This is a genomic window from Roseovarius atlanticus (assembly GCF_019802205.1).
Lineage (GTDB): Bacteria > Pseudomonadota > Alphaproteobacteria > Rhodobacterales > Rhodobacteraceae > Roseovarius > Roseovarius atlanticus_A.
The window spans coordinates 755,083-781,804 of record NZ_JAHVHQ010000004.1; the positions used below are offsets into that span (position 1 = coordinate 755,083).

Genomic DNA, 26,722 nt, shown 5'->3' on the forward strand with positions numbered 1-26,722 from the left:
CGGTTAATTCAATGCTTTCTGCCATTGCTTGTCCGGCGTGATCCGCGCGCCATCCGCGTTCAGCTTGCGCTCATGGCGTGCGAGACCGAGACGACGGGTTGCAGGACCTTGGCGACGAAGGACTCGGCGTCGTTTCCCGCCAGGGGGACATGGGCCGATATCCCGGCCCTTGCGGTCTTGCCGCGCATCACGGGGCAGGCGAGAGTCATCAGGCCCGGAGAGGTTTCCTGTTCGACCAGTGCGTAGCCGCGCGATCGGCAGAGGTCGATCTCGGCCAGGATCTTTTGCGGATCGGTGAGCGAGAAGGGCGTCAGCGCCGGTATCTCGACCTGCGCGAGATAGTCTTCCACGGCCTGGCGGGGTTGTTGCGCCAGAATGCAGCGTCCGGCGGCCGAAAGGCATAGCGGGATCTTCTTGCCCGGCAGGGTGTTCTCGAAATTGCCGGCATAGGCCGGGAGGCGGTGGACGTAGATCATCGAATCCTGAAGCGGGATCGACATGGAAATGCTGACGCCCAGGGTTTCCCTGAGGTGGACGAGATGCGGCCAGGCGCGTTCGGCGAACTGGTTGCGGGAGAGGTAGCTGTAGAGCAGGTCGACGGTCTTGACCGTCAGGCGGTAGCGCTTGGAGCTTGGCTCTTTTTCAAGATAGCCGGCGTCGACAAGGGTGGATGTCAGGCGTTGCAGCGTGGGCACGGTCAGGTCGGTCTTGCGCGACAGCTCGGTCAGGGACATCGGGCCGTACTGCGCCGACAGGGCATCGAGCACCCGCAGGCCGCGTTCCACCGAGGTGAGGAACCTGGGGTCCTGCTTGTCGCCGTCGCGCCGGGATGCGTCCAGGATTTCGATGCCGGTCATGACAGGTTGCAGGCCCCGATGGCCCGCGTGGCCTGGATGACCGCCTGGCCCAGCCTCTGGCGGTCTTCGGCGGCGTCGAACACGGCCACCGGCCCGCTGAGGATGACGGCGCCGTGGACCTGGCCATCCGGCGCCACGACGGCCGAGCTGACGGAGGCGACGCCGGGCAGGACCTCTTCGCGCTGGAAGGCGTATCCATCGGTCCCGGCCTGCCGGATGGCCTGAAGGATCGCGGGCAGGTCGACCAGTGTCTGGGGGGTGATCTTCTTCAGACGTGATGCGGCGATGATCCTGTCGCGTTCGTCTGCGGGCAGGGCGGCCAGGATCGCCCGGCCGGAGCTGGCGCTGATGGCGGGCCAGCGTTTTCCCAGGGGCGACAGGGTGAGGCGTTCTTCCTGCGAGGGAATGCGCGAGAGGTAGATGACGTCGGTGCCTTCCAGGACGGACAGGTGGGCGCGGATGCCGACCTTTTCGGACAGATCGAGCAGGAAGGGCGTCGCGGCCTCGACCAGTTGGTTGTTCTGCAGAAAGCCGTAGGCGGGCCCGAGGCAGGAGCGCCCCGGCACATAGCGGACGCCGTCATCGTAGCGTTCGAGATAGCCCAGCTTTTCCAGCGTATAGGCGCTGCGCTGCGCGGAGCTCTTGGTTTGCCGGGTCTGGTCGGCCATGTCCTGAACCGAAAGCGCGCCGGTGTCGTTCTGAAATGTCTCAAGCACGTGCAGCGCCTTGAGAAGCGCGTTCGACCCCATCGCCCGGTTCTCCGTTTTTCTTCAAAATGTTGAACCGCATTAAAGCCGAACGACAATTGCAGGTCAAAAAATATTATTGACCGAATAGTTTTCAGGGGAGTAAGTTGGCATATGGCATAGAAAATCGCTATGCGATAAAATGGGAGGAAATTGTGAAGCATTTGTTGAAAACGGCTGTTGTCGGCCTGGCGCTCCTCGCCGGTCCGGTGGCGGCCGACGACTGGCCGACGAAGGGCATCAACCTGACCGTGGCCTATGGTGCGGGCGGCACCACCGATTCCACCGCGCGCGTCCTGGCGTCGCTGCTGGAGAGGGAACTGGACACGTCCGTGACCGTCATCAACAAGCCGGGCGGCGGTGGATCGGTCGCGGCCGGCCTGGCCTCGGCCCAGCGGGCCGACGGATACAACCTGTTCACCTACGTGACCGGCGCGGCGGTGATTTCGCCGCATCGGCAGGACCTGCCCTATGACCCGCTGGAGGATTTCACCTTCGTGTCGCAATACGGGGCCTGGAACCTGGGGATCGTGGTGCCGGACGACGCGCCTTACCAGACCTTCGAGGAGCTTCTGGCCTATGCCAAGGAGAATCCCGGCGAGATCAGCTATTCGATTTCCGGCACGGGAACGCCACAGCACCTGACGATGGTGCGGCTGGGCAAGGAACTGGGCATCGACTGGAAGCCGGTGGCCTTCAAGGGCGGCGCGGCCGCCGTCACGGCGCTGATGGGGGACCACGTGGATATCATGGCCGGCGCCACCGAGTGGCTGCCGCAGGTGAGATCCGGCGAGTTCAAGCTGATCGCGATGCTGACGGGCGAGCCGATGGAGGAATTCCCCGACGTGCCGACGCTGAAGGACCTGGGCTATGACATGGAAGCGCCTTCGATCCTGGGGATCGCCGGGCCCAAGGGCATTCCCGACGAGGTGCGCGACCGTCTGGACGACGCCATCGCGAAAGCGGCCGAAAGCGAGGAGCTGAAGGCGATTTTTGACAAGATCGCCATGAAGCTGACCTATCGCGACAGCGAGGCCTTCGAGCAGAATGTCCGCGAGAACTACGAGGTTCAGGGCGAGATCATTCGCGCGGCCGGTCTCGGCAAGTGACGTAGGCCATGCCGGCCCGCCGACCGATTTCGGCGGGCCGTTTCTTTGGGAGGAGAGGCATGAAGGACGGTTTGAGTGATACGGTCGCGGGCGCGGCTCTGGTGGGGTTTGCGCTGGTCCTGTGGTTCTACCTGATCCCGACCTTCGTCACCGAGGTCGAGTTCCAGGCCGAGATGTCGCCGCGTTTCTTTCCCCGGCTGGGGGCGATCCTGATCTTCGGCAGCGGGCTGGTGCTGTTCCTTCGATCGCTTCGGACGGTGCGGTCGGCGGTCGCGGACGGCGAGACCGGGGAGCGGGTCGCCAGACCGCTGAGCGCCATGCTGGTCGCCCTTGCGATGTCCGGTTTCATCATCCTGTTCCAGCAGGTGGGCTATGCCGCGGCGGCGCCGTTCCTTCTGGTGGCCATGACCGTGCTGTTCGGGGGGCGTCACCCGGTGGCAGTGGCCGCGGTAGCGATCGTGACGACGGCGGTATTGTACGCCTTGTTCAATTACGCCCTGAACCTTCCGCTTTCGTAAGGGAAACATCATGTTAGCCGATATCGCCTCCGCCCTGGACATGCTGCTGTCCGTCCAGAACATGATCGCCATCTTCGTCGGTGTCGCCTTCGGCGTGTTCATGGGCGCGGTTCCGGGGCTGACCGGGACGATGGGCATCGCGTTGATCATCCCGCTGACCTATTCCATCGAGCCGATCACTGCGTTCGCCCTGCTGCTTGGCACCTACAAGGGCGCCCTGTTCAGCGGCTGCATCCCGGCCATCCTGATCAACACGCCCGGCACGCCCGCGGCGGCGGCGACGGTGCTGGACGGGTACCCGCTGACCCAGAAGGGGCGGGGCGGAGAGGCCATGGGCATGGCGCTTTGGGCGTCGGTCATCGGGGACACGATCTCGACCGTCGCGCTGATATTCGGGGCGGTGCTGCTGGCGCAGCTTGCGACAAAGTTCGGACCGCCGGAATTCGCCACGCTGGTGCTGTTTTCGCTGACCATCGTGGCGGGCGTGTCCGGCACGTCGATGATCAAGGGCATCGCGGCGGCGGCGGTGGGGTTCATTTTCGGCACGGTCGGGCTGGACCCGATGATGGCGACGCCGCGCTTCACCTTCGGCGAGCTGACGATGCTGAACGGGATCTCGCTGATGGCGATGCTGATCGGGCTGTTCGCTGTGTCGGAGCTGTTCATTCAGTCCGAAGCCGCGGCAGGATCGATCAAGAACGTGCTGGTGCCGAAGGCAAAGATCGGCTGGGACAAGATCCGTGAGAACATGAAGACGATCCTGCGCGGCTCGACCATCGGGATCGTGCTGGGATCGATCCCCGGGCTGGGCGCGACGCCGGCGGCCTTTTTGTCCTATTCCGAGGCGATCCGGGCGTCGAAGACCCCCGAGAAATTCGGCAAGGGGTCGCTGGAAGGCGTGGCGGCGGTGGAATCGGCCAACAACGCCACCGCCGGCGGCGCGCTTATTCCGCTGATGGCGCTGGGCGTGCCCGGAGACGTGGTGACGGCCGTTCTGCTGGGGGCGTTCCTGATCCACGGGCTGGCGCCCGGGCCGCAGCTGTTCGCCGAGAACCTCGACCTGGTCTACGCGATATTCATCGCCCTGCTGATCGCCGCGCTGATGCTGCCGGTGATCGGGCTTGCGGCCATCCGCCTGTTTTCCCGGATCGCCATGATCCCGCGATACGTGCTGTACCCGGTGATCGCCATCCTGTGCCTGCTGGGGGTCTATGGATTCAACTCCAGCCCCACGGACATGTGGGTGATGCTGGGCTTCGGCTTTCTCGGGTACGGGATGCGCAAGCTGGCGTTCCCGCTGGCGCCGATGATGATCGGTTTCGTGCTGGAGCCGATCGGCGAGCAATCGGTGCGGCAGGCGCTGACGATCTCGTCGGGGGACTGGACGATTTTCGCGTCGACGCCGATTTCGATCCTGTTCCTGGTTCTGACGGCGGCCTCGGTGGTCTTTATCGCGCGCCGGTCGATGAAGGACAGGGCGAAGGCCAATGCGTGAGTTTCCGTGTTCGGGTGCAGGCCGGGCCCGGCGCCGCGCCTGCCCTGCCATTGTGCCTAACCCCCCGTTTCAGGAAAGAGATGACCATGACTTTCGTTGCAACAACTTCGCCCTCCTTCGCGCGCCGTGGCAGCGTGATACCGGACCGGATGCAGGCCACGGACTGGCGGTTCGAGCGGTATGATGACATGCGCCTTGCCGATGGCGGCATCGGGCCGGTCCTGGGCGAGGTGGAGTACCTGGTTTCGGGCATCCACCCGGTGACCGAGGAGACGCTGGACGCGGCGCCGAACCTTCGCGCGGTGCTGAAGCATGGTGTGGGCGTGGACAATATCGACATCGCGGCCTGTACCGCGCGGGGCATTCCGGTGACGAACGCGCCCGGCGCCAACGCGAACTCGGTCGCGGAACTGGCCATCGGCATGGCGTTGAACCTGTCGCGGCACCTGCAAAGCCAGCACGCCGCCATCGTCGACGGCGGCTGGGAGCGGGCCACGGGGCGCGAGCTGTCGGGACGGACGCTGGGCATCGTGGGGTTCGGGGATATCGGGCGGCTGACCGCCGAAAAGGCGCATGCGCTGGGCATGAAAGTGATCGTCACCGATCTTAATGCCGACACGTTCCGGGACAGGTTTCCGCAGTATGAGTTCACCACGTTGCCGGACGTGCTGGCGCGGGCCGATATCCTGTCGCTGCATGTCTCCGGGGGGCCGTCGAACGCGCAGTTGATCGACAAGGCGGCGATTGCGGCGATGAAGCCGGGCGCGCTGCTGATCAACGCCGCACGCGGCGAGGTGGTGGATGACAACGCGCTGGCCGAGGCGCTGGACAGCGGGCGGCTGGGCGGTGCGGCGATTGACGCTCACGTGGTCGAGCCGCCGGACCTGTCGCGGCCGATCTATGCTGCGAAGAACACGCTTTTCACCCCGCATATCGGTGCGGAGACCGAGGAATCGATCACCCGCGTCGGCGGCTTCGTGATGGACGATATCGAGACGTTTCTGGCCGGTGGGCGCCCCGGGCGCTGCCTGAACCCGGAGGTTTTCGGGGCCTCGGCAGAGACAGCGGCGGACCGCCGGACATGAGACGGCGCGGCAGGCCAGACGGCAGATCGATCGCGTGCGCGGCACGCGGAGAGGCCACGGGGCCGAAGCGCGCCCGGCAGGTGGCACGGACAGACACAATCAAGTTGGGAGATCAGTTTTGAAGATTGTATCGGCAGAGTTATACAGCGCAACGATCCGCCTTTCGGAGCGTCACAACACCAAGACCGGCTGGCGGCCGATCATCCTGAAGCTGACGACCGACGAGGGTCTGACCGGCATCGGCGAGGTGGGGCTGGCCTATGGCGCGGCGCATCATGGCGGGTTCGGCGCGTTGCGCGATTTCGTCGAAGGGTTCGTCATCGGGGCGGACCCGTTCGACAGGGAACAGATCTTTGACGCGCTGACGCGGCAAACCTTCTGGGGCGGCGCCTGCGGGCCGGTCGTCAACGGCGCGATGAGCGCGATCGACATCGCCTGCTGGGACATCATGGGCAAAGCACTGGACATGCCGGTCTGGAAGCTGCTGGGCGGGAAGGTCAACGACAACCTGAGAACCTATGCCAGCCAGACGCAGTTCGGCTGGAACGACGGGATGGACCCGTGCGGGTCTGTCGAGGAATACGCGGCGGCGGCGGTGCGCGCGGTCGATGAGGGCTATGACGCGATCAAGGTCGATCCGGTGATGATCGACGAGGAGAAGAAGATCCAGCCGCCGATGACCCTGAAAGGCGCGCTGAGCCGCGAGATCGTGGACCGCACCGTGGACCGGATGACCGCCATCCGCGAGGCGATCGGGCCGGATATCGACATTATCCTGGAACTGCACTCGCTGACCTCGATCACCGGGGGGCAGCGGCTGGTGGAGGCGCTGGAGCATCTCGATCTCTTCATGGTCGAGGAGGCGGTGAACTATAACAGCGCGGTTCCCGCCAAGATCCTGAAGCAACGGATGCCGTCGACCCGCATGACCGGGGGCGAGCGGATCTTCACCCGCTGGCAGTTCCGGGACTACCTGGAAAACGGCGCGTTCGACATGGTGCAGCCGGATTTCTGCCTGGTGGGGGGCATCACCGAGGGCAAGAAGGTCTGCGACATGGCGCATATCTACGAGGTGACGGTGCAGGGGCATGTCTGCGGCACGCCGATTTCCACCGCGGCGGCGCTGCATGTGGAGGCCGCGATTCCGAACTTCGAGATCCACGAGCATCACATCTATTCCACGCTGGAGGGCAACCGGAACATCTGCCTGCAGGATCTGCAGCCCGAGAAAGGGCGCTTTGCCGTCCCCGACGGACCGGGCCTCGGGGTGGAGCTGAACGAAGAATTCATGGCCAAACACTCGAATATCGTCACCCTCTCCTGATAAGGATTTCGCGGGCCGCTGGTTGGCCCGGGCCCGCGACACCAAACCGAGGAACACAACGATGCCACGACGGATCCCGCATAGCACGCACTGGGGCGCATTCACCTGCCTGGTGGAAGAAGGCCGGATCGTCGGCACGGAGCCGTTCAAGGACGACCCGGACCCGTCGCCGATCATCCCGTCGATTGCGGAGTGGGCCAGGCCGGACCGGCGTATCCTGCAACCGATGGTGCGCGAGGGGTGGAAACCTGGCGGTGCGCCCGGCGCGCGGCCCCGTGACGGGAATGACAGGTTCCTCCCCGTCAGCTGGGACGAGGCGCTGTCGCTGGTGGCCGGGGAAATCACCCGGGTCGGCCGGGACCACGGCAACGCCTCGATCTTTGCGGGGTCCTACGGCTGGACAAGCTGCGGGCGGTTCCACCATGCGCCGACCCTGCTGAAGCGGATGCTGAACCTTGTCGGGGGCTATACCGGGCATGTCGATACGTATTCGATTGCCGCCGGTCCCGCGATCCTGCGGCATGTGCTGGGCAGCGAGGACGCCTGCACGGGCCGGGCGACGACCATGGACACGCTGCCCGGACATACCGAGACGCTGGTGGTGTTCGGAGCCCTGGCCCCCCGGACGGCGCAGACCGAAGCGGGCGGCATGGCGGTGCACCTGCTGCCGGAGATGCTGCGCAAGCTGCGCGAGGCCGGGGTGCGGGTGGTTCACGTCTCGCCTTGCAAGGACGATCTGCCGGACTGGATGGAGGCCGACTGGTGGCCGATCCGGCCGAATACCGATGCGGCGCTGCTGCTGGGGATGGCGGGCGAGATCCTGCGCGAAGGCCGGCACGACCAGGCGTTCCTGGATCGGCATACCAGCGGGGCGGCGCAATTCCTCGACTATCTTGCGGGCGAAGCGGACGGCACCCCGAAGACCGCGGACTGGGCCGAGGCGATCACCGGCATTCCCGCCGCGCAGATCCGGGAGCTGTCGCGGACCCTGACCGCGACACGCAGTTTCCTGTCGCTGAGCTGGGCCCTGCAGAGGGCGCATCACGGCGAGCATGTCTACTGGTCGGCGCTGGGCCTTGCCGCGCTGATTGGGCAGATCGGCCTGAAGGGCGGCGGTGTGGCCTACGGGTTCGGATCGCTGAACGGGGTCGGCGGGCCGTTCGGCGAGGGTGTGTCGCCGGGGATGTCGCAAGGGCCGAAGCCCATCGACAGTTTCATCCCCGTGGCCCGCATCAGCGACATGTTGTTGTCGCCGGGGGCGGCGTTCACCTACCAGGGCGAGACCCGGAGCTATCCTGACGTGCGGCTGGTCTACTGGGCGGGCGGCAACCCCTATCATCACCACCAGGACCTCAACCGCCTGCAAGAGGCGTGGCAGCGGCCCGAGACCATCATCGTGCAGGACCCGATGATGACGGCGACCGCGCGGCGGGCCGATATCCTGCTGCCCGCCACCACGTCGCTGGAGCGCAACGACATAGCCGGGACACGGCGGGCCGAACATTACGTCGCGATGCACAAGGTGATCGAGCCGATGGGCGAGGCGAAGTCCGACTATGACATCTTCAGCGACCTGGCGCGCCACCTGGGGCTCGAGGCGGAGTTTACCGAAGGGCGGGACGAGATGGACTGGATCCGCCACCTCTATCAGCTGAGCGCGGATTACGTCGCCTCCGCCACGGATGCCCGATTGCCCGCCTTCGATGACTTCTGGAACGAGGGGTGGGCGCAGATCCCGATGACGCGGGACAACACCTACCTGGCGGCGTTCAGGGAGGACCCGGAGGCCAACCCCCTGCCGACGGAAAGCGGGAAGATCGTGCTGGGCAGCAACCGGATCGCGGAGCTGGATATGCCGGGGTTCCCCAGCCACCCGTCCTGGCAGGAGCCGGCGGAGTGGCTGGGCATGGACGAGGCGGGCGACAGGCTTCACCTGATATCGAGCCAGCCCCCGGGCCGCCTGCACAGCCAGCTGGAAACCGGCCCCGCCAGCCGGGAGCAGAAGCGCAAGGGGCGCGAACAGGTGCGGATGCACCCCGACGACGCGCGGGCGCGGCAGATCGGCGACGGCGATACGGTGCGGCTGTTGAACGCGCGGGGCCAGTGCCTTGCGACGGCACAGCTGACCGACACGGTGCGCCGGGGCGTTCTGGTTCTGCCGGTGGGGGCCTGGCTGACGCAGGACCGTGACGGCGGGCTTGACCTGTCGGGCAATCCGAACGTGCTGACGCTCGACATCCCGACCTCGGCCTACGGGCAGGGGACGTCGGCGCAGACCTGCATGGTCCGGCTGGAGCCCGTCGCGGCGAACGAGCGCGACAGCATGGACATCTATCAGCAAGAGATCGACGCCCTGATCCGGCGGGACGGCGGCTGAGTTTCCCGCAAGCCCGGATGGCACCGAGCGATGGGCGGGATCGACACGCACTCAATTCATTACGTGAAAGGACACGACATGACAGACAAACCCATCAGCAGGTTTCCGACCCCGGCGCTGGAAGACATGCCCGAGGATATCCGCGAGACGATTCTTGGCGTGCAGGAAAAAGCGGGGTTCATCCCGAACGTGTTCCTGACGCTGGCGCACCGCCCGGACGAGTTTCGCGCGTTCATGGCCTATCACGACACGCTGATGGAAAAGGACAGCGGGCTGACCAAGGCGGACCGCGAGATGATCATCGTCGCCACTTCCAACGACAACGGGTGCCAGTATTGCGTGGTGGCGCATGGTGCGATCCTGCGCATTCGCGCCAAGGATCCGCTGATCGCCGACCAGGTGGCTGTCAATTATCGCAAGGCCGACATCACGCCGCGTCAGAGGGCGATGCTGGATTTCGCCATGAAGGTGTCGAAGGACGCACAGGCGATTTGCGATGCGGATTTCGAACATCTGCGGACGCATGGGTTCACCGACGAGGATATCTGGGACATCGCGGGCGTGACGGCGTTCTTCGGCCTGTCGAACCGGATGGCGAATTTCACGTCGATGCGGCCGAATACGGAATTCTACACGATGGGACGATAGGTGCCCGAGCCCGCGCCGTTTGAGGTTTTGCGGGCTTTTCGCCGCGGTCCCAGGCGCGTCTTGGCGCACCGGGCCGGCGCCGATCCTTCGGCGCCGGGTTTTCGACTGGGGTGGCGTTTCGGGATTGGGACAAGGCGCGGGAGACGTCCGGGGCGGTGGCAGGCGCGTGCATCGCTGCACGCGTGCAGAAAAGCTGCCGCGCGGGCTCGCTTGAGCCCGCGCGAGTCAGGTCAGACCACTTTGACCTCGAAGTCCTGCAGGCCCTCGACCTTGGCGAGCATGGTGTCGCCTTTCTGGATTGCGCCGACGCCCGCTGGCGTTCCCGAAAGGATGACGTCGCCGGCGGCGAGTTCGAAATATTCCGACAGGTAGCTGATCATTTCCGGGACCTTCCAGATCATCTGGTTCAGGTCACCGTCCTGCTTGGGCTCGCCGTTGACGTGCAATTCGATCCGGCCTTGGTCGAGCGGGCCGCTTTCCTCGATCGGGACCAGCGGAGAAATCGGCGCGGAACGCTCGAACGCCTTGCCGATCTCCCAGGGACGGCCCATTTTCTTCATCTCGCCCTGCAGGTCGCGGCGCGTCATGTCGAGGCTGATCGCGTAGCCCCACACATGCGACATCGCATCGCCAAGCGGAATGTTCGCGCCGCCGGATTTCAGCGCGACCGCGAGCTCGACCTCGTAGTGAACGTCGGAGCTGTGGGGCGGGTAGGGAAACTCGCCCGACGCGTCGAGATTGTCCGGGTTTTTCTGGAAAAAGAACGGCGGTTCGCGGTCCGGGTCATGGCCCATCTCGATGGCGTGGGCGGCATAATTGCGACCGATGCAATAGACGCGACGCACGGGGAATCGCGCGCCGGAGGCGGTGGGAACACTGATAACTTCGGGCGGGGAGATAGCAAAGTCAGCCATGACAACCTTTCAGATTAATTTGACATAGAGCCATAGAAATAACTTCTGAAAAGATCAATTTAAAAATGATCTGGGCAATAATTTTATAAATCAGTTGATTTTTCGAATCCAAGGTGGCAACCATTGCGACCAATTGACGGATTGATCTGATAGATCGAAAATTGATCGGTATGGGCGTGGACGAGACTACTCAAATCCGGACGGCGGACAACGAGGCGGCGGCGACCCGGCTGCGCGCCTTCATCGAGGAGCGCAATTTCGGTCCGGGCGACCGTCTTCCGTCCGAGCGGGCGCTGCTGCACGAGCTGGGCCTGAACCGTGCGGCGCTGCGCAACGCGCTTCAGGACCTGGAAGACGAGGGAAAGATCTGGCGGCACGTTGGCAAGGGCACCTTCATGTCCGACCCCGACAGCGCGGAAGAGCAGGCGGACACCACGCTGGCCCTGTCGCGGCGCACCACGCCGGTCAAGATGATGGCCGCACGTCTGGCAATCGAGCCGTCCATCGCGCGGGAGGCGGCGATGAATGCCTCGGCCGAGGCCCTGGACCGGATCGCCGCGGCAGAGCGCGCGACCCATGCGGCGGGCGACTGGGACGCCTACGAGGCCGCTGACGACGATTTTCACCGCGCGATTTCTGAGGCCACCGACAACATCCCGCTGGTCGCCATCTTCGACAGGCTCAATTCGATACGCCGCTCGGTCACGTGGGGCGCGGTGCAGCGTCAGACGCCGAAGCCGTCGCGCGATCATGGCAGCTTCGACGAGCACAGGTACATCGCGGAGGCGATCGCCAATCACGACCCGGACGCCGCCCAGGCGCTGATGCGCGCGCATCTCAAGGCGGTCTCCGTCCGGTTGTTCGGAGATTTCTGAGTTTCCTGCCGGGTCTCTGGCGATGCCGGGCGGGACGCTGAATACGATCGGTCGTTCGTGCCGATCAGTCAGGCGGCTCGAAGGGGCCGCACAATGGGAGGAGTGAAACACCATGAAGAAACTGCTGGGAGCCGCGCTTGCGGCGATGATTGCGACCGGCGCGGCGGCGCAGGAGGACTATCCGAACCGCGCCATCACCATTCTCGTGCCCTTTGCCCCGGGCGGCGTGGTCGACCTGGCGTCGCGCACGATCGGCGAGGGGCTGTCGCGGCGCCTGGGCCAGGAGGTTATCGTCGAGAACCGCGCGGGGGGCTCGGGCTTTATCGCGGCGAGCGCCGCGGCGCAGGCGGAGCCGGACGGATACACCTTGTTCATGGGCGAGGCCGGGACGCTGACGATCAACCCGTCCCTGTTCGAGGAAACACCCTATGACGCCGAGGCCGACTTCACCACCGTCTCGACGATCACGGACACGCCGTTGATCCTTGTCGCGAACAAGAATGCCAGCTTCAAGACGTTCGAGGAGTTCCTGGAGGCCGCGCGGGCCGAGCCGGGGGCGATCACCTACTCGTCGGCGGGGATCGGTACGCTGAACCACCTGGCGCCGGAGTGGATGTCGCTGGAAGGGGATATCCAGATCCAGCACATTCCCTACAAGGGCGGTCGCCCTGCCGCGACGGCCGTGGCCAGCGGCGAGGTGGACGTCAGCGTGGTGTCGTATTCGTCGACCAAGCCGTTCATCGACAGCGGTGACGTGATCGTTCTGGCCACGACCTCGGCCAAGCGGATCGACCCGAGCCCGGAAACGCCGACGATGCAGGAAGGCGGCGTGCCGAATGTCGACACCAGCCAGTGGACCGGCCTGATGGCGCCGGCCGGAACGCCGGACGCGGTGCTGGACAAGCTCAACGCGACAATCGCCGAGATCCTGGCCGAGCCCGACGTGGCCAAGACCCTGACCGATGCGGGCGCGGCACCTTACCCGTCGTCGCGCGAGGATTTCGATGCAATGCTCGACCGCCTGCGCGGTCAGTTCAAGACGATCATCGAGACTGCGGGCATCACCGCGCAGTAACGCATGACGCCACGGGCGGTGCGTGTGACACCGCCCGCGGCACGACGGGAGGACCATCATGCAGACCGGAATGCGCAAGGATATCGGCGCCGGACTAATCGCGTTGGCCATCGGCATCGGCGTGTGCTGGATCAGCCTGGGCTATCGCATCGGCACGCCGTCGCGGATGGGCCCCGGGCTGGTGCCGCTGGCGCTTGGGATCGTCCTGATCCTGTGCGGGATCGGCGCGGCGGTCAGCGGGCTTCGGAGCAGCGAGACAGCGCGGCCAATGCGGGCGCGCCCGATGGTCATGGTGACGCTGTCGCTGGTCGTGTTCGCGCTGACCATCGAGCGGCTGGGCTTCGTTCCCGCGTCGGCATTGCTGATCGTGCTGTCGGGCCTGTCCGAAAGCCCGCCGAAATGGATTGCGCTGGCGGTGTTGTGCGTGGTGCTGATCCCGGCCGCCTATTTCCTGTTCATCGTTCTGCTGGGCATCCCGGCGCCCGCCTTTGCGTGGAAATTCTGATGGGAGTCGTGGACAACCTCCTTTTGGGTCTGGAAACGGCGCTGACCTTTCAGAACCTGATTTATTGCCTGATCGGTGTGACCGTCGGAATGGTCGTCGGCGTGCTGCCCGGGATCGGGCATTTGACCGCCATTTCGCTGCTGCTGCCCCTGACCTTCTATGCGCCCGTGACGGCCGGGCTGGTGATGCTGGCTGGCATATACTACGGCGCGCAGTATGGCGGGTCGATCGCGTCGATCATGATCAACATGCCCGGCACGGCGTCGTCCGCCGTGATCTGTCTCGACGGGTATCCGCTGACGCGGCAGGGCAAGGCCGGGACGGCGCTGATCATCACGACGATTGCATCCTTCGTCGGCAGCTGCATCGCCATCTCGCTGCTGATCATGTTGTCGCCGCCCCTGGCGCGCGCCGCCCTGTCGTTTCATTCCGCCGACTATTTCTCAATGATGGCGCTTGGCCTTGTCGCGGCAGGCACGCTGATACAAGGATCGAAGTTCATCGGTGCCGCGAGCGTGACCGTCGGCCTGTTGCTGGGCATCGTCGGAACGGATGTCAGCTCGGGCGCGATGCGGTTCACCTTCGGAGCGCCCGAGCTTTTCGACGGAATCAGCATCGTCGTCATCGCGATGGCCTTTTTCGGCGTCACCGAAGTCATGACGAGCATCGGCCTCGCCCGCGATCACGCGCTGAATGCCAAGGTCACACTGCGAAGCATGATGCCCAGTCGCGCCGACCTTGCCGAAAGCCGCAACCCGATCCTGCGCGGCTCGATGGTGGGATCGGCCGTGGGCATCCTGCCGGGGGCCGGTGGCGGGTCGATGGCGGCGTTCATGGCCTACGCGGTCGAGAAGCGCATATCGAAAAAGCCCGACAGCTTTGGCAGGGGGGCCATTCCCGGCATCAGCGCGCCCGAGGCGGCCAACAATGCCGCGGCGCAATCCGCGTTCATCCCGACCCTGACGCTCGGCATTCCGGGGGATGCGATCATGGCGCTGATCCTGGGCGCGCTTCTGGTGCACGGGATCACGCCCGGCCCGCAGGTCATCGCGGACAGCCCCGAGCTGTTCTGGGGGCTGGCGGTCAGCTTTCTGGTGGGGAATTTCATCCTTCTGATCCTGAACATCCCGATGATGGGGGTCTGGGTCCGATTGCTGAAGATCCCGCCAACCTACCTGTTTCCCGCGATCAGCCTGTTCATTGCCGTTGGCGTCTACAGCGTGGCGAATATCAGCTTCGACGTCTTCCTTGTCGCGGGACTGGGTCTGGCTGCCTATGTCATGGTGGCCTTCGGGTTCGAGCCGGCGCCATTGCTTTTGGGATATGTCCTGGGCCCCCTGATCGAAGAGAATTTCCGGCGTGCATTGCTGATCAGCCGGGGGGATTTCATGGTGTTCATCGACCGCCCCATCAGCGCCGCGTTCCTCGTCATGTCGGTCTTGCTGGTGATCTGGGTCGCGCTTGGCGCCCGAAAGAATCCTGCCCCCGTAAAGGAGAGTTGAACCATGCCATCAGGCCTTGTCATCAGTGCCCACGCGGCCGATTTCGTCTGGCGCTCGGGCGGCGCCATCGCACTTCACGCCAGGGAAGGCTGGGACATGCATGTCGTGTGCCTGTCGCTCGGTGCCCGGGGGGAAAGCGCGAAGCTGTGGCGCCAGGAGGGCATGACGCTCGACCGGGTGAACGCGGAACGTACCGACGAGACCCGCCGGGCGGCGGACGTGCTGGGTGCGGACCTTCGGTTGCTGGGACACTTGGATTACCCGATGCGGATCACCGAGGACACGATCCTGCAACTGGCGGATATCATCCGCGAGGTCGCGCCATCCTTCATCCTGAGCCACGCGCCGGGCGATCCGTGGAATTTCGACCACGAGCTGACCAGCCGGGTGGCGCAGGAAGCGCAGATCATCTCGCAGGCCAAGGGGCACAACCCGCAGGTGCCGTCGGCGAAGCCGGTTCCGATCTTGATGTATGAACCGCACCAGCCGGAGAATTCGGGCTGGAAGCCGGATCTCTACCTCAACATCGACCCGGTCTTCGATCTGAAACGCAAGGCATTCGAGTGCATGGACGCGCAGGAATGGCTTTGGGAGTACCACACGCGCGTGGCGCTTCAGCGGGGCAACCAGGCGTGGCTCAACTCCGGCACGCGCATCACGCATGCCGAAGCCTATCAGACGCTGTTCCCGCGCGTCGTGTCGTCCTTCCCGGAGATCTGAACGCTTCGGAACCTGTCCGGGGGCGGGCCTGCCGAAGCTCGGGCGCGGCCCGCAGGTTCGCCGGGCTGCCGCGCGGAGCGACCCACGGCGCGCTCGACGTCGCGCAGGGCGGACCAAAGGTCGATGTTCTGGCTTGCGCCGTGGTCGCCGAAAAGCATGGCATCGACCGATCGCAGGGCAGGGTGCGTGGTGGTCGGCGGCGTGGCCGCCGGCGGAAACAGAAGGCGTGCCGCCAGCGCCCGGAAGCGTGAGACATCCTTGCGCCGCGCATGGCCCCGCAGGTGTCTCAAGTCCCGTCGGATAAGCATCCATCGGCGGAGCCGCGCGGCCGGGGCCGAGACGCCCGAGCGGCCGTGCAACCCCAGGATCACCGCCGCCACGGCACTTGCGCCAAGCACGGCCAGGTGCGGCCAGCCCACGCCCGGATCCCCACGCCAGCCGGAGGCCGCATTGTCGGCAAAGCTCGCGTAGCCGATCGTCGCCGAAGGCAGCGTCGCGGTCTTTGCCGTGCGTGAGGTCGTGTCGAAATAGGGCAGGCTCACCTGGGAAAGAACGCCCGGCTCGCCGGTGATCGGGCGCAGTTTCCAGACCCAGACCAGTGTCGTGACCGGGCCCTGCGCGGTGACCTGAAAGTTGCGTTCGTCGGGCGGGGTGAAGGTGATCAGCCAGGGTTCGCGCAAGGCGGGCTGCTGCGGCATCATCTCGGGTGTCGCCCCGAGCGCGCGGACCACGACCCGGCGCGTCACGCTTTGCCCGTCCTCCAGTTGGGCCGGGTCGGCGTCCCAGGTGTCGGAAACCTCCAGCGCGCGGACCGGGAACCATGACTGGTCAGCGCCTGCCGGCTTTTCCCCGACCTCGATGCGCACCGGATCGGATCGGACGAGGACGGTCTCGCGCTGTCCGCCGTTGCCGATGATCTCCAGCTCATGCACGATCGGCAACACCTCCAGATTTCCCGCCCGCTTCGGGTAGAAGGCGATGCGCCGCTCGAACACCCGCGCGGTGCGCCCGTCGATGCGCTGGTCGCTCCAGGCGTCCTGGCCCAGGCGCGTCCAGTCGAAATCGGTCATGCTGCGCAGCTTGAGGTCCTCGTTGGTGATGGTCTCGCGGTAGGTGCCGCGGATGGTGGCAAGGACCATCTCGCCCTCCAGCGGCGCGGTTTCGCGCGGATCGAGCACCAGTTCCAGCTTCAGCGTATCGGGCGCTTGCGCGGCCAGGGATGTCGCCAGCAGAAGCAGAAGGGCCAGCAACCTCACCATTGGTCCCGCTCCTCGCCATGGGCTTCGCCGTCCTTGCGCCGGCGCTCCATTTCCGCATCGAGCCGACCCTTGAGGTATTCGCCCGGAGCGTCCGCCAGCGTGTCGAGCCAGGCGGTGTCCGCGGCCACGTTGCGTTCCCCCGTGACGGCCCGGTTGAGATTGCTTTGCTCGGACCTGCGTGCCGCCGCCTCGACCGGCTGCGCGGGCGCATCGGGATCGAACGCGGCTGTTTCGATGCCGTTCTGCGACAGGATTGTTTCTATCCGCCCGTGGCCCCGGGCTTCGCCGATCACCGGCTCGATCAGGCTTGATACGACCTCGCGGTTGTGCCGGGCGTCGGCATCGTATCGGTCGGCGAAGAGCACGGCATCGAAATAGGCGACCGAGAGATCGTAGTCGCCTGTCGCGGCCAGTGTCATGCCCCGGTTGTAGGTCGCGCTGCGGCCAAGCTCGGCGAAGACGGCGTCGGCTTCGGCGGGGCGCCCGGCCTGGTAGAGCGCCGCGCCGCGTGCGCCGGGCGTCTGGATCAGCGGCAGGGCCAGGTCGGGAAAGCCCGCGCGCCAGATCAGTTTCGCCCATGCCTCGGGGCCGGCGGCGACGGCGCATAGCAGGGCCGCGGCAAGGACGGAGAGGGACACGCGGTTCATGCGTCACGCCTCCGGCGGAGGAGGAATGCAAGCGGCAAGAGGGCCAGGGCGACGAACCAGCGGCCCTGGTCGGAATAGCGGAGGTTGCGCAGCGTGTCGTTTGTCTCGGCGGCGCCCTGGCGCTCGCTCAGGATCGTCTCGACGCCCGCGATATCGGACGCATCCACGATCACGCCGCCGCCCGCGCTTGCGACCGAGGCAAGCGCCTCGCGGTCGGCGGCGGGCATGCCGTAGGGCGGGGCGTCGGGCGCCACGAACACGGCCGAGACGCGCAGGCCCGCCGCCGCCATCTGGCGGGCCCGGTCCTGCGCCTCGGGGCCGGCGCCGCCGCCGTCGGAGACGAGCACCACGTCCGGATGCGCCGCGGCCGCGTCGGCCAGGGTCTGGCGCGCGAGGTCGAGGGCGCGGTCGGGGCGGCTGCCGCCCACCGGCATCGTCTCGGTGTCCGCCACGGCGATGACCGTTTGCAGGGCGGCCGGGTCCTCGGTTGGCACGCTGACCAGAAAGCTTTCGGCGGAGTAGACGCCCAAGGCCACGGGCCGCGTGCCGTGACGGTCGATCAGGCGCGACACGGCGGCCTGGGCGTCATCGAAGCCGCCGCCTTTGGTCACCGACGGGGACAGGTCCATCAGGATCATGACCGCGTCGAGATTGCGCAGCCTCGGCGCGTCGGGATCGCGGGTGGCCGGCCCGGCCAGCCCGAACGCGGTCAGGGCGCCGGCAACGGCCAGCAGCCATGGCCCGGAGTCGCGCTGCCCGTCCACGACATGGCCCAGGCGGCGCAGGGCAAGCAGCAGGTCCGGGTCGACGACGCGGCGCCATCGGTCCAGTCCGCCGCCCCTTAGGGCGACGGCGGCCCCGGCCAGCAAGGACAGCGGAACGCCGATCAGCCACAGCGGGCGCAGCAGGATGATCTGCCACAGGTCCGTCACGCCGCCTCCCGCGCCTGCAACCCGAGCGCCGTCGCCAGCATCGCCAGCGCCGCGCCGGCCAGCCAGGGCCAGTAGTTCTGCCAGCCGCGGATCGGGGGGGCGTCGGCCAGGCTGGGCTCGAGCCGGTCGATGGCCTCGGTTACCGCCACGAGGTCCTCGGTGGTGCGCACGCGGAAGGTCTGGCCCTGCGCGGCCTCGGCAATGCGGCGCAAGGTGTCGCTGTCGACCGCGTCGCGGGCCGCCGGGGCGGTTTCGAGATCGGCCGGGCCGAGTGCAATGGTGTAGATCCGCACGCCCAGCGTTTCGGCGGTGACCGCAGCGGCAACGGGATCGACCGTTCCGGTGGTATCCTGCCCGTCGGACAAAAGCACGATCACGCGGCTTTCGGATTCGCGCGCGCGAAGGCGGCGAAGCGCCAGACCAAGGCCATCCGCGATGGCCGTGGCCTTGCCGGAGACCCCGATCTGGGCGGTTTCGATCACCTGTGCGACAGCGGAGACGTCATGCGTCAGGGCCGCCGCGACATAGGCGCGGTCGCCGAAGACGACCAGCCCGACACGGTCGCCCGTCCGGCCGCGGACGAAACGCGCGCCCGTGCGCTGGACGGCGGCGAGGCGCGAGACCTGTGCGCCGTCCAGGACGAAATCCTCGCGTTCCATCGAGCCGGAGAGATCGAGCGCGAGGACGATGTCGCGCCCCGAGGCCGGCACCACGTCAAGCGTGCGTTCCATGCGCGGGCCGGTCAGGGCGGCGACCAGCAGGAGCCATGCCAGGACCAGGGCGGTCATGACCGCATGACGCCGCACGGGCGCCGCATCGACGGGGCGGAAGGTTTCCGCGATGGCGGGTGGCAGGCTCAGGGCGCCGGTCGCGATCCGGCGTCCTGGCAGAAGGTGAAAGAGCAGAAGTGGCAGAGGCAACAGCAGCGCGGCCCAAGGGAAAGCGAAACTCATCGGTGTGCCCTTTGCCGGGCAGCGGCCATGACGGCGGTTTCCAGCGTGGCCGGATCAAGCGGGTGGCGCGGGTTGTAGAGCGCCTCGCGCAGCTCGTCCGGGGGCGTGCCGCCAAGATCCCGCAGAAGGGCGGCAAGTCCGGCGAGCCGGGCCTGGGGATCGGCATCGGACAACCGGGCGATGGCGGCGCGGGCCGTCTCGGCCGGTCGCGTCTTGCGGATGGTGGCGACCCTTGCCAGCCGTGCAATGAGCAGTCCCGCGATCAGGCCGAGCGCCGCCGCCGCCAGCGCGTCGTGCAGGCCGAAGCGGGCAAAGCCTTCGGGGATGCGGATGTCGGCGAGACGGGCGGTCAGCTCCTCGGGTGTCATGCGGCCTCCGCCTGCACCGGGTCTGCGGCGTTCAGGATCCGGTGCGGTATGGCGTGGCCTGCGAGGCGATCAGCAGAGGCGGGGGGGCCGAAGCGGCCGGGTCTGACGCGCCCGTCGATGCGTGCCGAGAACCGGCCCTTGGGCGGCGCGGTCTCGACGCTGTCCTGCACCAAGAGAACCTCGAACGGGCATTTCCGCATCAAGGCCGCCACCGCCATGCCGAAATCCGCGCCGGGCGTATCGAGCCCGGTCGCCAGGCAGACGGCGGTGCCCGGCGCGGTGCGCGTGGTCACGGATTCCAGGATTGCCGCAAGGCTTTCATGGCCGGCATCCGGAGCGCCGAGCGCCGCCGCATGCGCGCGGGACAAGGCACCCGCCAGGCGCAGCATCGCGGCTTCGCGCGGGCGCGGATCCAGCATCTCGATGGCGCTGCCGGTGACGATCATCGCGCCGACGCGTCCCCCGGTCAGAACCGCACGCCAGCCTTCCACGGCCAGCGCCTCTGCGGCGGCGACCGAGCGGAAACGTCCGCGTGTGCCCCAGAGCATCGGAGGGCGGAAATCGGCGACCAGCAGAAGCGTGCGGTCAACTTCCTCGTGCCGGCTGCGGACCTGCGGCCGTCCGCTGCGGGCCGTTGCGGCCGGGTCGATCCGGCGCGGATCGTCGCCGTCCTGGAACGGGCGCAGGTCGAAGAGATCGCCACCCTCGCCGCGGCGCGGGCCGGAGAGACCACCCGCGACCCCCTGGGAGAGACCGGGCGCAGGTTTGCCCGCGACGAGGCCGCCGATCGCGACGAGACGGTCGAGGGAGACCTCGGCCCCGGAGGCCCGGGGCAGGGTCATAGCGGCGGAACCGCCGAAAGGATCTCGGCCAGGATCGTCCGGGAGGTGTGGCCTTCGGCCTGCGCCCGCCAGGTCGGCGCCATGCGGTGGCAGAGCACGTCGGGCGCCAGGGCCACGATGTCTTCGGGCACCGCGTAGTCGCGGCCGTGCAGCCAGGCGCGGGCACGGGCGCTCGACGCCAACGCAAGGGTGCCGCGCGGGCTGACCGCGTGGCGAATCCGGTCGGTCAGGTCGACGGCGTCGCTCGCACCGCGCGTCGCCATCACCAGCGCCACCATGTAGTGTTTCAATGCGGGCGACAGGTGGACCTGAAGCACCTCTTCCTGCATGGCGGCGAGCGTCGCGTGATCCAGCGTCGGGGCGTCGCGCCCGGCATGGGTGCGCAGTTCCGTCTCGACAAGGTCGAGAATTTCCATCTCGGCGGCCTCATCGGGCAAATCCAGGACGACATGCATCAGGAATCGGTCAAGCTGTGCCTCGGGCAGGGGGAAGGTGCCTTCCTGCTCGAGCGGGTTCTGCGTGGCGATGACCATGAAAGGGTCAGGCAGGGGGCGCGTCCGGCCGCCGGCGGTGACCTGGCCTTCGCCCATTGCTTCGAGAAGGGCGGATTGCACCTTGGGTGGGGCGCGGTTGATCTCGTCCACCAGGACAAGGTTGTGAAAGACCGGGCCGGGCAGGAATTCCATCGCCCCGCTGTCCTGCCGGTAGATCTGCGTGCCGGTGACGTCCGATGGCATCAGGTCGGGCGTGCATTGAATGCGGGCAAAGCTGCCCTCGACCCCGTCGGCCAGACGCCGCACCGAACGGGTCTTGGCAAGGCCCGGTGCGCCTTCGATCAGGACGTGCCCGCCGGTCAGGAGCGCGATCATCAGCCGCTCCACCAGCACCGCGTGCCCCACGAGGCCCGCTTCCATCCGGGCCGCCAGCATTGCCGCGGGATCTGTCTGCTCGATGGTCGTGCTGTCCGTGATATCCTCCATGCGGTCCTCCTGTTGCCCGGATCACAGAAGCACGTCCGGGACATGCAAAAAAGATTTCGCAGGCATTTTCGGCGCATGTCGGGCAAATTGCCCGAGACAGGACGGCCGGTTTGCCCGATCCTTGGAGGCAGCCCGTTCAGGGAGGAAACGACATGAGCCTTCGATTTCGACTGGTCTTCACGCTTTGGCTGGTGACGGCGCTGGCGGCCGCGATCACGCTTGGCCTGGCGGCGGCCGATGCGTACCGGACCGCCCGGAGCGACACCCAGACGACGCTGACGCGGGCCAGCTATGTGCTGGAGCGGAACTATCACATGGAGCCGCGCGTGGGCGACCCGCTTTATGCCGAGATGACGTCGATCAAGCTTCTGGGCGTGATGGCGCCGGGCACCTGCATCCGGTTCGACCAGCGGATGATCTCGGAGCGCCGTCTTTGTGCCGGCTGGCAGGTCTTCGGGCAGATCGCGCCCGGCTGGTTTCGCGACCTGGCCGGACGGATGTTCGAGCCGCCCGCGTCGGTCGTCCGGTCCGGCTCTGCCTCGCAAAGCGGCGCGTTTCGCATCGAGGCCTCGTTCGATCCGGTGGCGGCGGCGACCCTGGCTTGGCAGCGTACGCGGCTGGCCCTGTGGCAGACATTGGCGATGGCGGCCGGCGTGCTGCTTCTGGGCTCGGCGGCGATTGTCTGGCGGCTCGGTCCGGTGCGCGGCATCGTGTCCGGGCTCGACCGGCTGGCGCGCGGCGACCTGGATGCGCGGGTCGAACTGGGCGGGGCGCGGGAGTTCGGCCAGATTGCCCAGGCCGTCAACCACCTGGCCGAGCGCCTGAAGGCCAGCGCCGAGCAGAGCCGCGCGCTGACCCGCAAGTTGATCGAAGTCGAGGACGTGGAACGGCGGCAGCTGGCCCGCGACCTGCATGACGAGTTCGGCCAGACACTCACCGCGACGGCTGCGCTTGCGGCCTCGATGCGCTTTGCCGCCGCGGGTGACCGCCCCGATATCGAGCGCGACGCGGCGGACGTGGGGGCCAATATCCGCAACATGATGGATTGCCTGCGCGGGGCCTTCGCCCGCCTGCGGCCGCCGGACCTGGAGGAGGTCGGCCTTGCCGCCAGTCTGCGCACGATGTTGAACGGGTGGGAAACGCAGCGCGGCACGCGCCTGACACTGGACTACGACCTGGACGAAGGCGGGTTGACGGATGCCGTGGCGCTGGACCTTTACCGTATCGTTCAGGAATGCGTGACGAACGCGATGCGGCATGGCGCGCCGAAGCATGTCCGGGTGATCCTGCGCCAGAGAGAGGACGACATCACGCTCACGGTCGAGGACGATGGCGGCGGGAAGCTGGCCGGGGAGCGGCGGGGCCACGGCATCCTCGGCATTACCGAGCGCACGGCGGCCATGGGCGGTCGGTTGAACATGCAACAGACGGTTGACGGTGTCAGGGTCGACGTGACCGTTCCCGGCGCCATCGTGCGAAGCGCCGCATGATCGAGCACCGCATCATGATCGTCGACGATCACCCGGTCGTGCGCGAGGGGTATCGCCGCCTGATAGACCTGCAACCGGGCCTGCGCATCGTCTCCGAGGCCGAGGATGCGCGCAGCGCCTACATCCGCTATCGCGAGACGAAGCCGGACGTGGTGGTAATGGACGTGACCCTGCCGGGCGCAAGCGGCATCGAGGCGATCCGCCATATCCGGCAATACGACGAGACCGCCCGTGTCGTGGTTTTCACCATGCACCAGGGTTCGGCCTTCGCGCTGAAATCCGTCGAAGCCGGGGCGGCGGGATATGTCACCAAGAGCAGCGATCCGGCGAACCTGATCAGGGCCATCCTGGGGGTGCTGGAAGGGCGGACCGTGATCTCGCCCGACGTGATCGAGGCAATCGCGCAGGACCGGATTTCCGGCACCGGCTCGGGCCTGGATGAGCTGAGCACGCGCCAGACGGAAATCCTGCGCCTGCTGGCAAGCGGCTGGCCGGCTGAAGAGATTGCCGACGCGTTGTCGATCAGCGTCAAGACGGTGCGAAACAATCACTACCAGATCAAGAGCGTGCTGGGCCTCGAGACCGACGCGCAGATGGTCTGGTTCGCGCTTGGGGCCGGTCTGGTGGAAACGTCGAGGGCCAGCGACGTGTGAACGTGTGCAATCTGGCGTTCGGTGACGCTGGAGCGCCGGTTCCCGAACCCGCTGGTGGCGGAGGTGCTGGGCTAGCCGGAGGTTCAGGTTGGACGTCGGCCCCCGCGCGGGGCGGGGACCGTTTCGCGATCAGCCGTAGATCAGCCTGGGCAGCCAGGTGATGATCTGCGGGAAGACCATGCAGAGCACCAGCCCGACGATCTGCAGGAACAGGAAGGGCAGGGCGGATTTGAAGATGTCCGACATCGGGATTTCCGGCGGCGCGACCCCGCGCAGATAGAAGAGCGCGTAGCCGAAGGGCGGCGACAGGAAGCTCATCTGCATGTTCACGAGGTAAAGCACGCCGAACCACAGCACCAGGTCCTCGGGGCTGTCGAGGCCGAAGGCGGCGGCCCCCAGCGCCTTGATGATCGGTACGAAGATCGGCACGCAGAGGAGCAGGATGCCGACCCAGTCGAGGAACATGCCGAGGATCACCAGCAGGATCTGCATCAGGATCAGGATGCCCCAGGGGCCGAGGCCGGTGGCGGCAAGCGCGTCCTGCACGAATTGCTGCCCGCCTTCCAGAACGTAGAGGCCGACGAAGATCGTGGCGCCGAACATGATCCAGATGACCATGGCCGAAGCCTTGAGCGTGGTGGTACAGGCCTCGCGGATGGTGGGCCAGTCAAGCTTGCGGTGGATGGCGGCGACGATGAAGGCCCCGAAGGTGCCGATGCCCGCGGCCTCGACCGGCGTGGCGACACCCGAGAAGATGATGCCAAGGACAACCGCGACCAGCGTGATGGGGGCCGCCATCTTGCCGATCAGCTGTACCTTTTCGCGGTTCGAGACGCGTTCCTCGACCGGGATCGCGGGGCCGAGCGCGGGGTTGATGTAGCTGCGCATGACCACGTAGGCGATATACATCCCCGACAGCATCAGGCCGGGGATGACCGCGCCGATGAAGAGCTCGCCCACCGATTGCTCGGCCACCACGGCGTAGATGATGGCGAGGATCGAGGGCGGAATCAGGATGCCCAGCGTGCCGCCGGCCATGATCGAGCCCATGGCGATCTTGGGGTCGTAGTGCCGTTTCAGCATGGCGGGCAGGGCGATGATGCCCATGGTGACCACCGCCGCGCCGATCACGCCGACCATGGCGGCGAGGATCGTGGAGGCGATGATGGTGGCGGCGGCCAGCCCGCCCTTGAGCCCGCCCATGACCTTGTAGATCACGTCGAACATGTCGTTGATGATGCCCGCCCTTTCCAGCATCGCGGCCATGAAGATGAAGAGCGGGATCGCCGAGAGCTGATAGTTGGTCATCAGCGGGAAGATGCGGCTTGGCACGATGTTGAGCGCGCGTTCATCGCCGAGGATGAAGAGGAACACGCAGGCCAGGCCGCCGGTGACGAAGGCCAGTGGCAGGCCCGCCATCAGGAGCGCCAGAAGGCTGCCGAACATGATGAGCGTGAGCCACGCGATGTCGATTTCAATACCCATGTGCCTCAGTTCCCCCGTGCGATTTCACGGATGTCTTTCGACAGTTTCGAGATGCCTTGCAGGACGAGCAGCAGCCCGCCCATCACCATGACCCACTTCATCGGCCATAGCGGCACTTCCCATTCGTTGAAACTGATCTCGCCCCAGCGGATGTTGGGGTTGGTCCACTGGTCGATGCCGAAGCCCGAGACCATCTCGCCGAAGGTGATCTGGCCGCGCGCCCAGTCGGAGATGACCGCGTTGCCCGACGGCACGGCAATGGCGTCCATGGCGAAGATCCAGGAAGTGACCAGCAGGGTGCCGGCGAAGATGAAGAAGAAGATCGAGGTCAGCAGGTCGACCCATGCCTTGTTCTTCTTGCGCATCGGGGCATAGAAGATGTCCACGCGCACGTGGGTTTCCGTCAGCATCGCGTAGGCGCCCGAGATCAGGTATTGCATTCCGAACATCAGGTACATCGCCTCGTGCGCCCAGTTGGTTGGCGAGCCGAACACGTAACGGGCCAGCACCTCATAGTAATAGACGAAAACGGCGATGACGGCCCAATAGGCCACGAATTCACCGCAGAAGAGCGACAGGCGGTCGATCCAGTTCTCTGCATAGTCGCTGTCGCGCTTGGGGCTTTCCTCTGCCTCGTGTGCGGCAAGGGCCTTTTCTGTCTCTGACACCTCCTCGGGCGGGATCTGCTGGTTGGCGCGGCGCACCAGCATGGGCATCAGCAGAAGGTCGATCGCCAGAAGCGCGAGGATGGCGTAGAACGCATAGCCCGCGGCATTGTCCCACCAGGCGCGGGTGCGGAACGCCTCGATCTGTTGCGGGCGGATCTCTTCCAGCGAGGCCTGGGCCTCTTCGAGGCGGGCGGCGCCGTTTTCGAGCGTGTCCTGTGCCCGGTTCAGGCGGCGTTCGGCGGCGCGCTGGGTGAAGCTGCCCTCCTCGGCCTCGTCATAGGCGGCCTGAAGGTCGGGCAGGTCGGCCCGGGCCTCTTCGACGCGGCCCTGTTCGCGGTCGATCACCCGCTGGGCCACGCGCAGATCGTTGTCGAAGCCCGACAGGATGGTGCGGGCGTCCTGGGTCTGCGCGTTGGCGTAGAGAATGAACAGGAAGATCGGAATGAAGACCAGGCCCCACAGGCTCTTGAGGTAAAAGCGGTGCAGGCCGAGGATGCCGCCGGTGACGGCGATCATGTAGGCCAGCGGCAGGGTGTAACGTTTCTCTTCGGGCTGTGGTCGGCGCGACAGGATCATCGCGATGATGGGAAAGACGATCAGTCCCACCCAGTACAGCCAATGCGGCAGCGTGAAGCTGAGCCCCGGCATTGCGGTCCTCACTCGTTGAAAGCGTTGGAAAATGCCGCCCGGGAGCA

The 26,722-nt window shown here is 66.4% G+C and carries 26 protein-coding genes; 14 read left to right on the top strand and 12 right to left on the bottom strand.

The window, feature by feature from the left end:
* Positions 1–59: 59 nt before the first annotated feature.
* Positions 60–857 (bottom strand): IclR family transcriptional regulator, encoded by a 798-nt coding sequence (locus tag KUV49_RS20335; protein WP_222452716.1) that lies wholly within the window; start codon positions 855–857, stop codon positions 60–62.
* Positions 854–1,606, bottom strand: a complete 753-nt coding sequence (locus KUV49_RS20340; RefSeq protein WP_261391631.1) for an IclR family transcriptional regulator — start codon at positions 1,604–1,606, stop codon at positions 854–856. Before KUV49_RS20340 ends, KUV49_RS20335 begins: the two co-directional genes overlap by 4 nt.
* Before the next feature lie 164 nt (positions 1,607–1,770).
* Here KUV49_RS20340 and KUV49_RS20345 point away from each other — a divergent pair, with 164 nt between their 5' ends.
* The 7 genes from KUV49_RS20345 to KUV49_RS20375 all read left to right on the top strand — a co-directional run bounded on the left by KUV49_RS20345 (position 1,771) and on the right by KUV49_RS20375 (position 10,159).
* Positions 1,771–2,712 carry a Bug family tripartite tricarboxylate transporter substrate binding protein gene (locus tag KUV49_RS20345; protein ID WP_222452718.1) on the top strand — a complete coding sequence of 314 codons (942 nt, stop codon included), beginning with the start codon at positions 1,771–1,773 and terminating at the stop codon, positions 2,710–2,712.
* A 59-nt stretch (positions 2,713–2,771) separates the two neighbouring features.
* Positions 2,772–3,230, top strand: coding sequence for a tripartite tricarboxylate transporter TctB family protein (locus KUV49_RS20350; RefSeq protein ID WP_222452719.1), 459 nt, complete (start codon positions 2,772–2,774; stop codon positions 3,228–3,230).
* Positions 3,231–3,240: 10 nt separating this feature from the next.
* On the top strand, positions 3,241–4,725 hold the full coding sequence (locus KUV49_RS20355; protein WP_222452720.1) for a tripartite tricarboxylate transporter permease: 1,485 nt from the start codon (positions 3,241–3,243) through the stop codon (positions 4,723–4,725).
* An 86-nt stretch (positions 4,726–4,811) separates the two neighbouring features.
* Entirely contained in the window at positions 4,812–5,810 is a 999-nt protein-coding gene (locus KUV49_RS20360; protein ID WP_222452721.1) for a phosphoglycerate dehydrogenase, read from the top strand.
* 118 nt (positions 5,811–5,928) lie between these two features.
* Positions 5,929–7,134 carry a mandelate racemase/muconate lactonizing enzyme family protein gene (locus tag KUV49_RS20365; protein ID WP_222452722.1) on the top strand — a complete coding sequence of 402 codons (1,206 nt, stop codon included), beginning with the start codon at positions 5,929–5,931 and terminating at the stop codon, positions 7,132–7,134.
* Between the two features lie 61 nt (positions 7,135–7,195).
* Positions 7,196–9,511 (top strand): molybdopterin-dependent oxidoreductase, encoded by a 2,316-nt coding sequence (locus KUV49_RS20370; RefSeq protein WP_222452723.1) that lies wholly within the window; start codon positions 7,196–7,198, stop codon positions 9,509–9,511.
* Positions 9,512–9,589: 78 nt separating this feature from the next.
* Complete coding sequence (locus tag KUV49_RS20375) at positions 9,590–10,159, top strand: peroxidase-related enzyme (RefSeq protein WP_222452724.1); 570 nt, start codon at positions 9,590–9,592, stop codon at positions 10,157–10,159.
* Positions 10,160–10,389: 230 nt separating this feature from the next.
* On the opposite strand, the gene KUV49_RS20380 is transcribed toward KUV49_RS20375, so the two are convergent.
* Positions 10,390–11,073 carry a fumarylacetoacetate hydrolase family protein gene (locus KUV49_RS20380; protein WP_222452725.1) on the bottom strand — a complete coding sequence of 228 codons (684 nt, stop codon included), beginning with the start codon at positions 11,071–11,073 and terminating at the stop codon, positions 10,390–10,392.
* 176 nt (positions 11,074–11,249) lie between these two features.
* On the opposite strand from KUV49_RS20380, the gene KUV49_RS20385 reads away from it, so the two are divergent.
* The 5 genes from KUV49_RS20385 to KUV49_RS20405 all read left to right on the top strand — a co-directional run bounded on the left by KUV49_RS20385 (position 11,250) and on the right by KUV49_RS20405 (position 15,750).
* Complete coding sequence (locus KUV49_RS20385; protein WP_315899576.1) at positions 11,250–11,948, top strand: FadR/GntR family transcriptional regulator; 699 nt, start codon at positions 11,250–11,252, stop codon at positions 11,946–11,948.
* A gap of 112 nt (positions 11,949–12,060) precedes the next feature.
* The gene (locus tag KUV49_RS20390) at positions 12,061–13,023 is read left to right on the top strand and encodes a Bug family tripartite tricarboxylate transporter substrate binding protein (RefSeq protein ID WP_222452726.1); all 963 of its coding nucleotides are present in this window, start codon (positions 12,061–12,063) and stop codon (positions 13,021–13,023) included.
* A 58-nt stretch (positions 13,024–13,081) separates the two neighbouring features.
* A complete protein-coding gene (locus tag KUV49_RS20395) occupies positions 13,082–13,528 on the top strand; it encodes a tripartite tricarboxylate transporter TctB family protein (protein ID WP_222452727.1) in 447 nt (148 codons plus the stop codon).
* A complete protein-coding gene (locus KUV49_RS20400; protein WP_222452728.1) occupies positions 13,528–15,030 on the top strand; it encodes a tripartite tricarboxylate transporter permease in 1,503 nt (500 codons plus the stop codon). Before KUV49_RS20395 ends, KUV49_RS20400 begins: the two co-directional genes overlap by 1 nt.
* Before the next feature lie 3 nt (positions 15,031–15,033).
* Positions 15,034–15,750, top strand: a complete 717-nt coding sequence (locus KUV49_RS20405) for a PIG-L deacetylase family protein (RefSeq protein ID WP_222452729.1) — start codon at positions 15,034–15,036, stop codon at positions 15,748–15,750.
* On the opposite strand, the gene KUV49_RS20410 is transcribed toward KUV49_RS20405, so the two are convergent.
* Genes KUV49_RS20410 through KUV49_RS20440 form a run of 7 tightly spaced genes read right to left on the bottom strand, consistent with a single transcriptional unit; the run spans position 15,705 to position 21,731 of the window.
* The gene (locus KUV49_RS20410; RefSeq protein ID WP_222452730.1) at positions 15,705–17,009 is read right to left on the bottom strand and encodes a hypothetical protein; all 1,305 of its coding nucleotides are present in this window, start codon (positions 17,007–17,009) and stop codon (positions 15,705–15,707) included. The genes KUV49_RS20405 and KUV49_RS20410 overlap by 46 nt on opposite strands.
* A complete protein-coding gene (locus KUV49_RS20415) occupies positions 17,003–17,656 on the bottom strand; it encodes a hypothetical protein (RefSeq protein WP_222452731.1) in 654 nt (217 codons plus the stop codon). The genes KUV49_RS20410 and KUV49_RS20415 overlap by 7 nt, the downstream gene beginning before the upstream one ends.
* Entirely contained in the window at positions 17,653–18,588 is a 936-nt protein-coding gene (locus KUV49_RS20420) for a VWA domain-containing protein (protein ID WP_315899577.1), read from the bottom strand. Before KUV49_RS20420 ends, KUV49_RS20415 begins: the two co-directional genes overlap by 4 nt.
* Positions 18,585–19,541, bottom strand: coding sequence for a VWA domain-containing protein (locus tag KUV49_RS20425; RefSeq protein ID WP_222452732.1), 957 nt, complete (start codon positions 19,539–19,541; stop codon positions 18,585–18,587). Before KUV49_RS20425 ends, KUV49_RS20420 begins: the two co-directional genes overlap by 4 nt.
* Positions 19,538–19,909 carry a hypothetical protein gene (locus KUV49_RS20430; protein ID WP_222452733.1) on the bottom strand — a complete coding sequence of 124 codons (372 nt, stop codon included), beginning with the start codon at positions 19,907–19,909 and terminating at the stop codon, positions 19,538–19,540. The genes KUV49_RS20425 and KUV49_RS20430 overlap by 4 nt, the downstream gene beginning before the upstream one ends.
* A complete protein-coding gene (locus KUV49_RS20435) occupies positions 19,906–20,751 on the bottom strand; it encodes a DUF58 domain-containing protein (RefSeq protein WP_222452734.1) in 846 nt (281 codons plus the stop codon). The genes KUV49_RS20430 and KUV49_RS20435 overlap by 4 nt, the downstream gene beginning before the upstream one ends.
* The gene (locus KUV49_RS20440) at positions 20,748–21,731 is read right to left on the bottom strand and encodes an AAA family ATPase (RefSeq protein ID WP_222452735.1); all 984 of its coding nucleotides are present in this window, start codon (positions 21,729–21,731) and stop codon (positions 20,748–20,750) included. Before KUV49_RS20440 ends, KUV49_RS20435 begins: the two co-directional genes overlap by 4 nt.
* Positions 21,732–21,883: 152 nt before the next feature.
* On the opposite strand from KUV49_RS20440, the gene KUV49_RS20445 reads away from it, so the two are divergent.
* Entirely contained in the window at positions 21,884–23,221 is a 1,338-nt protein-coding gene (locus tag KUV49_RS20445; protein ID WP_222452736.1) for a histidine kinase, read from the top strand.
* Entirely contained in the window at positions 23,218–23,874 is a 657-nt protein-coding gene (locus KUV49_RS20450; RefSeq protein WP_222452737.1) for a response regulator transcription factor, read from the top strand. The genes KUV49_RS20445 and KUV49_RS20450 overlap by 4 nt, the downstream gene beginning before the upstream one ends.
* A gap of 129 nt (positions 23,875–24,003) precedes the next feature.
* Here KUV49_RS20450 and KUV49_RS20455 read toward each other — a convergent pair whose 3' ends face one another.
* On the bottom strand, positions 24,004–25,359 hold the full coding sequence (locus KUV49_RS20455) for a TRAP transporter large permease subunit (RefSeq protein WP_222452738.1): 1,356 nt from the start codon (positions 25,357–25,359) through the stop codon (positions 24,004–24,006).
* A 5-nt stretch (positions 25,360–25,364) separates the two neighbouring features.
* A complete protein-coding gene (locus KUV49_RS20460; RefSeq protein WP_222452739.1) occupies positions 25,365–26,675 on the bottom strand; it encodes a TRAP transporter small permease subunit in 1,311 nt (436 codons plus the stop codon).
* Positions 26,676–26,722 lie beyond the last annotated feature (47 nt).

Bases quoted from the DNA above. Each gene is read 5' to 3' on its own strand.
- KUV49_RS20335 (WP_222452716.1), bottom strand. From the start codon at position 857: ATGACCGGCATCGAAATCCTGGACGCATCCCGGCGCGACGGCGACAAG.
- KUV49_RS20340 (WP_261391631.1), bottom strand. From the start codon at position 1,606: ATGGGGTCGAACGCGCTTCTCAAGGCGCTGCACGTGCTTGAGACATTT.
- KUV49_RS20350 (WP_222452719.1), top strand. From the start codon at position 2,772: ATGAAGGACGGTTTGAGTGATACGGTCGCGGGCGCGGCTCTGGTGGGG.
- KUV49_RS20355 (WP_222452720.1), top strand. From the start codon at position 3,241: ATGTTAGCCGATATCGCCTCCGCCCTGGACATGCTGCTGTCCGTCCAG.
- KUV49_RS20360 (WP_222452721.1), top strand. From the start codon at position 4,812: ATGACTTTCGTTGCAACAACTTCGCCCTCCTTCGCGCGCCGTGGCAGC.
- KUV49_RS20370 (WP_222452723.1), top strand. From the start codon at position 7,196: ATGCCACGACGGATCCCGCATAGCACGCACTGGGGCGCATTCACCTGC.
- KUV49_RS20375 (WP_222452724.1), top strand. From the start codon at position 9,590: ATGACAGACAAACCCATCAGCAGGTTTCCGACCCCGGCGCTGGAAGAC.
- KUV49_RS20380 (WP_222452725.1), bottom strand. From the start codon at position 11,073: ATGGCTGACTTTGCTATCTCCCCGCCCGAAGTTATCAGTGTTCCCACC.
- KUV49_RS20390 (WP_222452726.1), top strand. From the start codon at position 12,061: ATGAAGAAACTGCTGGGAGCCGCGCTTGCGGCGATGATTGCGACCGGC.
- KUV49_RS20395 (WP_222452727.1), top strand. From the start codon at position 13,082: ATGCAGACCGGAATGCGCAAGGATATCGGCGCCGGACTAATCGCGTTG.
- KUV49_RS20400 (WP_222452728.1), top strand. From the start codon at position 13,528: ATGGGAGTCGTGGACAACCTCCTTTTGGGTCTGGAAACGGCGCTGACC.
- KUV49_RS20405 (WP_222452729.1), top strand. From the start codon at position 15,034: ATGCCATCAGGCCTTGTCATCAGTGCCCACGCGGCCGATTTCGTCTGG.
- KUV49_RS20410 (WP_222452730.1), bottom strand. From the start codon at position 17,009: ATGGTGAGGTTGCTGGCCCTTCTGCTTCTGCTGGCGACATCCCTGGCC.
- KUV49_RS20415 (WP_222452731.1), bottom strand. From the start codon at position 17,656: ATGAACCGCGTGTCCCTCTCCGTCCTTGCCGCGGCCCTGCTATGCGCC.
- KUV49_RS20425 (WP_222452732.1), bottom strand. From the start codon at position 19,541: ATGAGTTTCGCTTTCCCTTGGGCCGCGCTGCTGTTGCCTCTGCCACTT.
- KUV49_RS20430 (WP_222452733.1), bottom strand. From the start codon at position 19,909: ATGACACCCGAGGAGCTGACCGCCCGTCTCGCCGACATCCGCATCCCC.
- KUV49_RS20435 (WP_222452734.1), bottom strand. From the start codon at position 20,751: ATGACCCTGCCCCGGGCCTCCGGGGCCGAGGTCTCCCTCGACCGTCTC.
- KUV49_RS20440 (WP_222452735.1), bottom strand. From the start codon at position 21,731: ATGGAGGATATCACGGACAGCACGACCATCGAGCAGACAGATCCCGCG.
- KUV49_RS20445 (WP_222452736.1), top strand. From the start codon at position 21,884: ATGAGCCTTCGATTTCGACTGGTCTTCACGCTTTGGCTGGTGACGGCG.
- KUV49_RS20450 (WP_222452737.1), top strand. From the start codon at position 23,218: ATGATCGAGCACCGCATCATGATCGTCGACGATCACCCGGTCGTGCGC.
- KUV49_RS20455 (WP_222452738.1), bottom strand. From the start codon at position 25,359: ATGGGTATTGAAATCGACATCGCGTGGCTCACGCTCATCATGTTCGGC.
- KUV49_RS20460 (WP_222452739.1), bottom strand. From the start codon at position 26,675: ATGCCGGGGCTCAGCTTCACGCTGCCGCATTGGCTGTACTGGGTGGGA.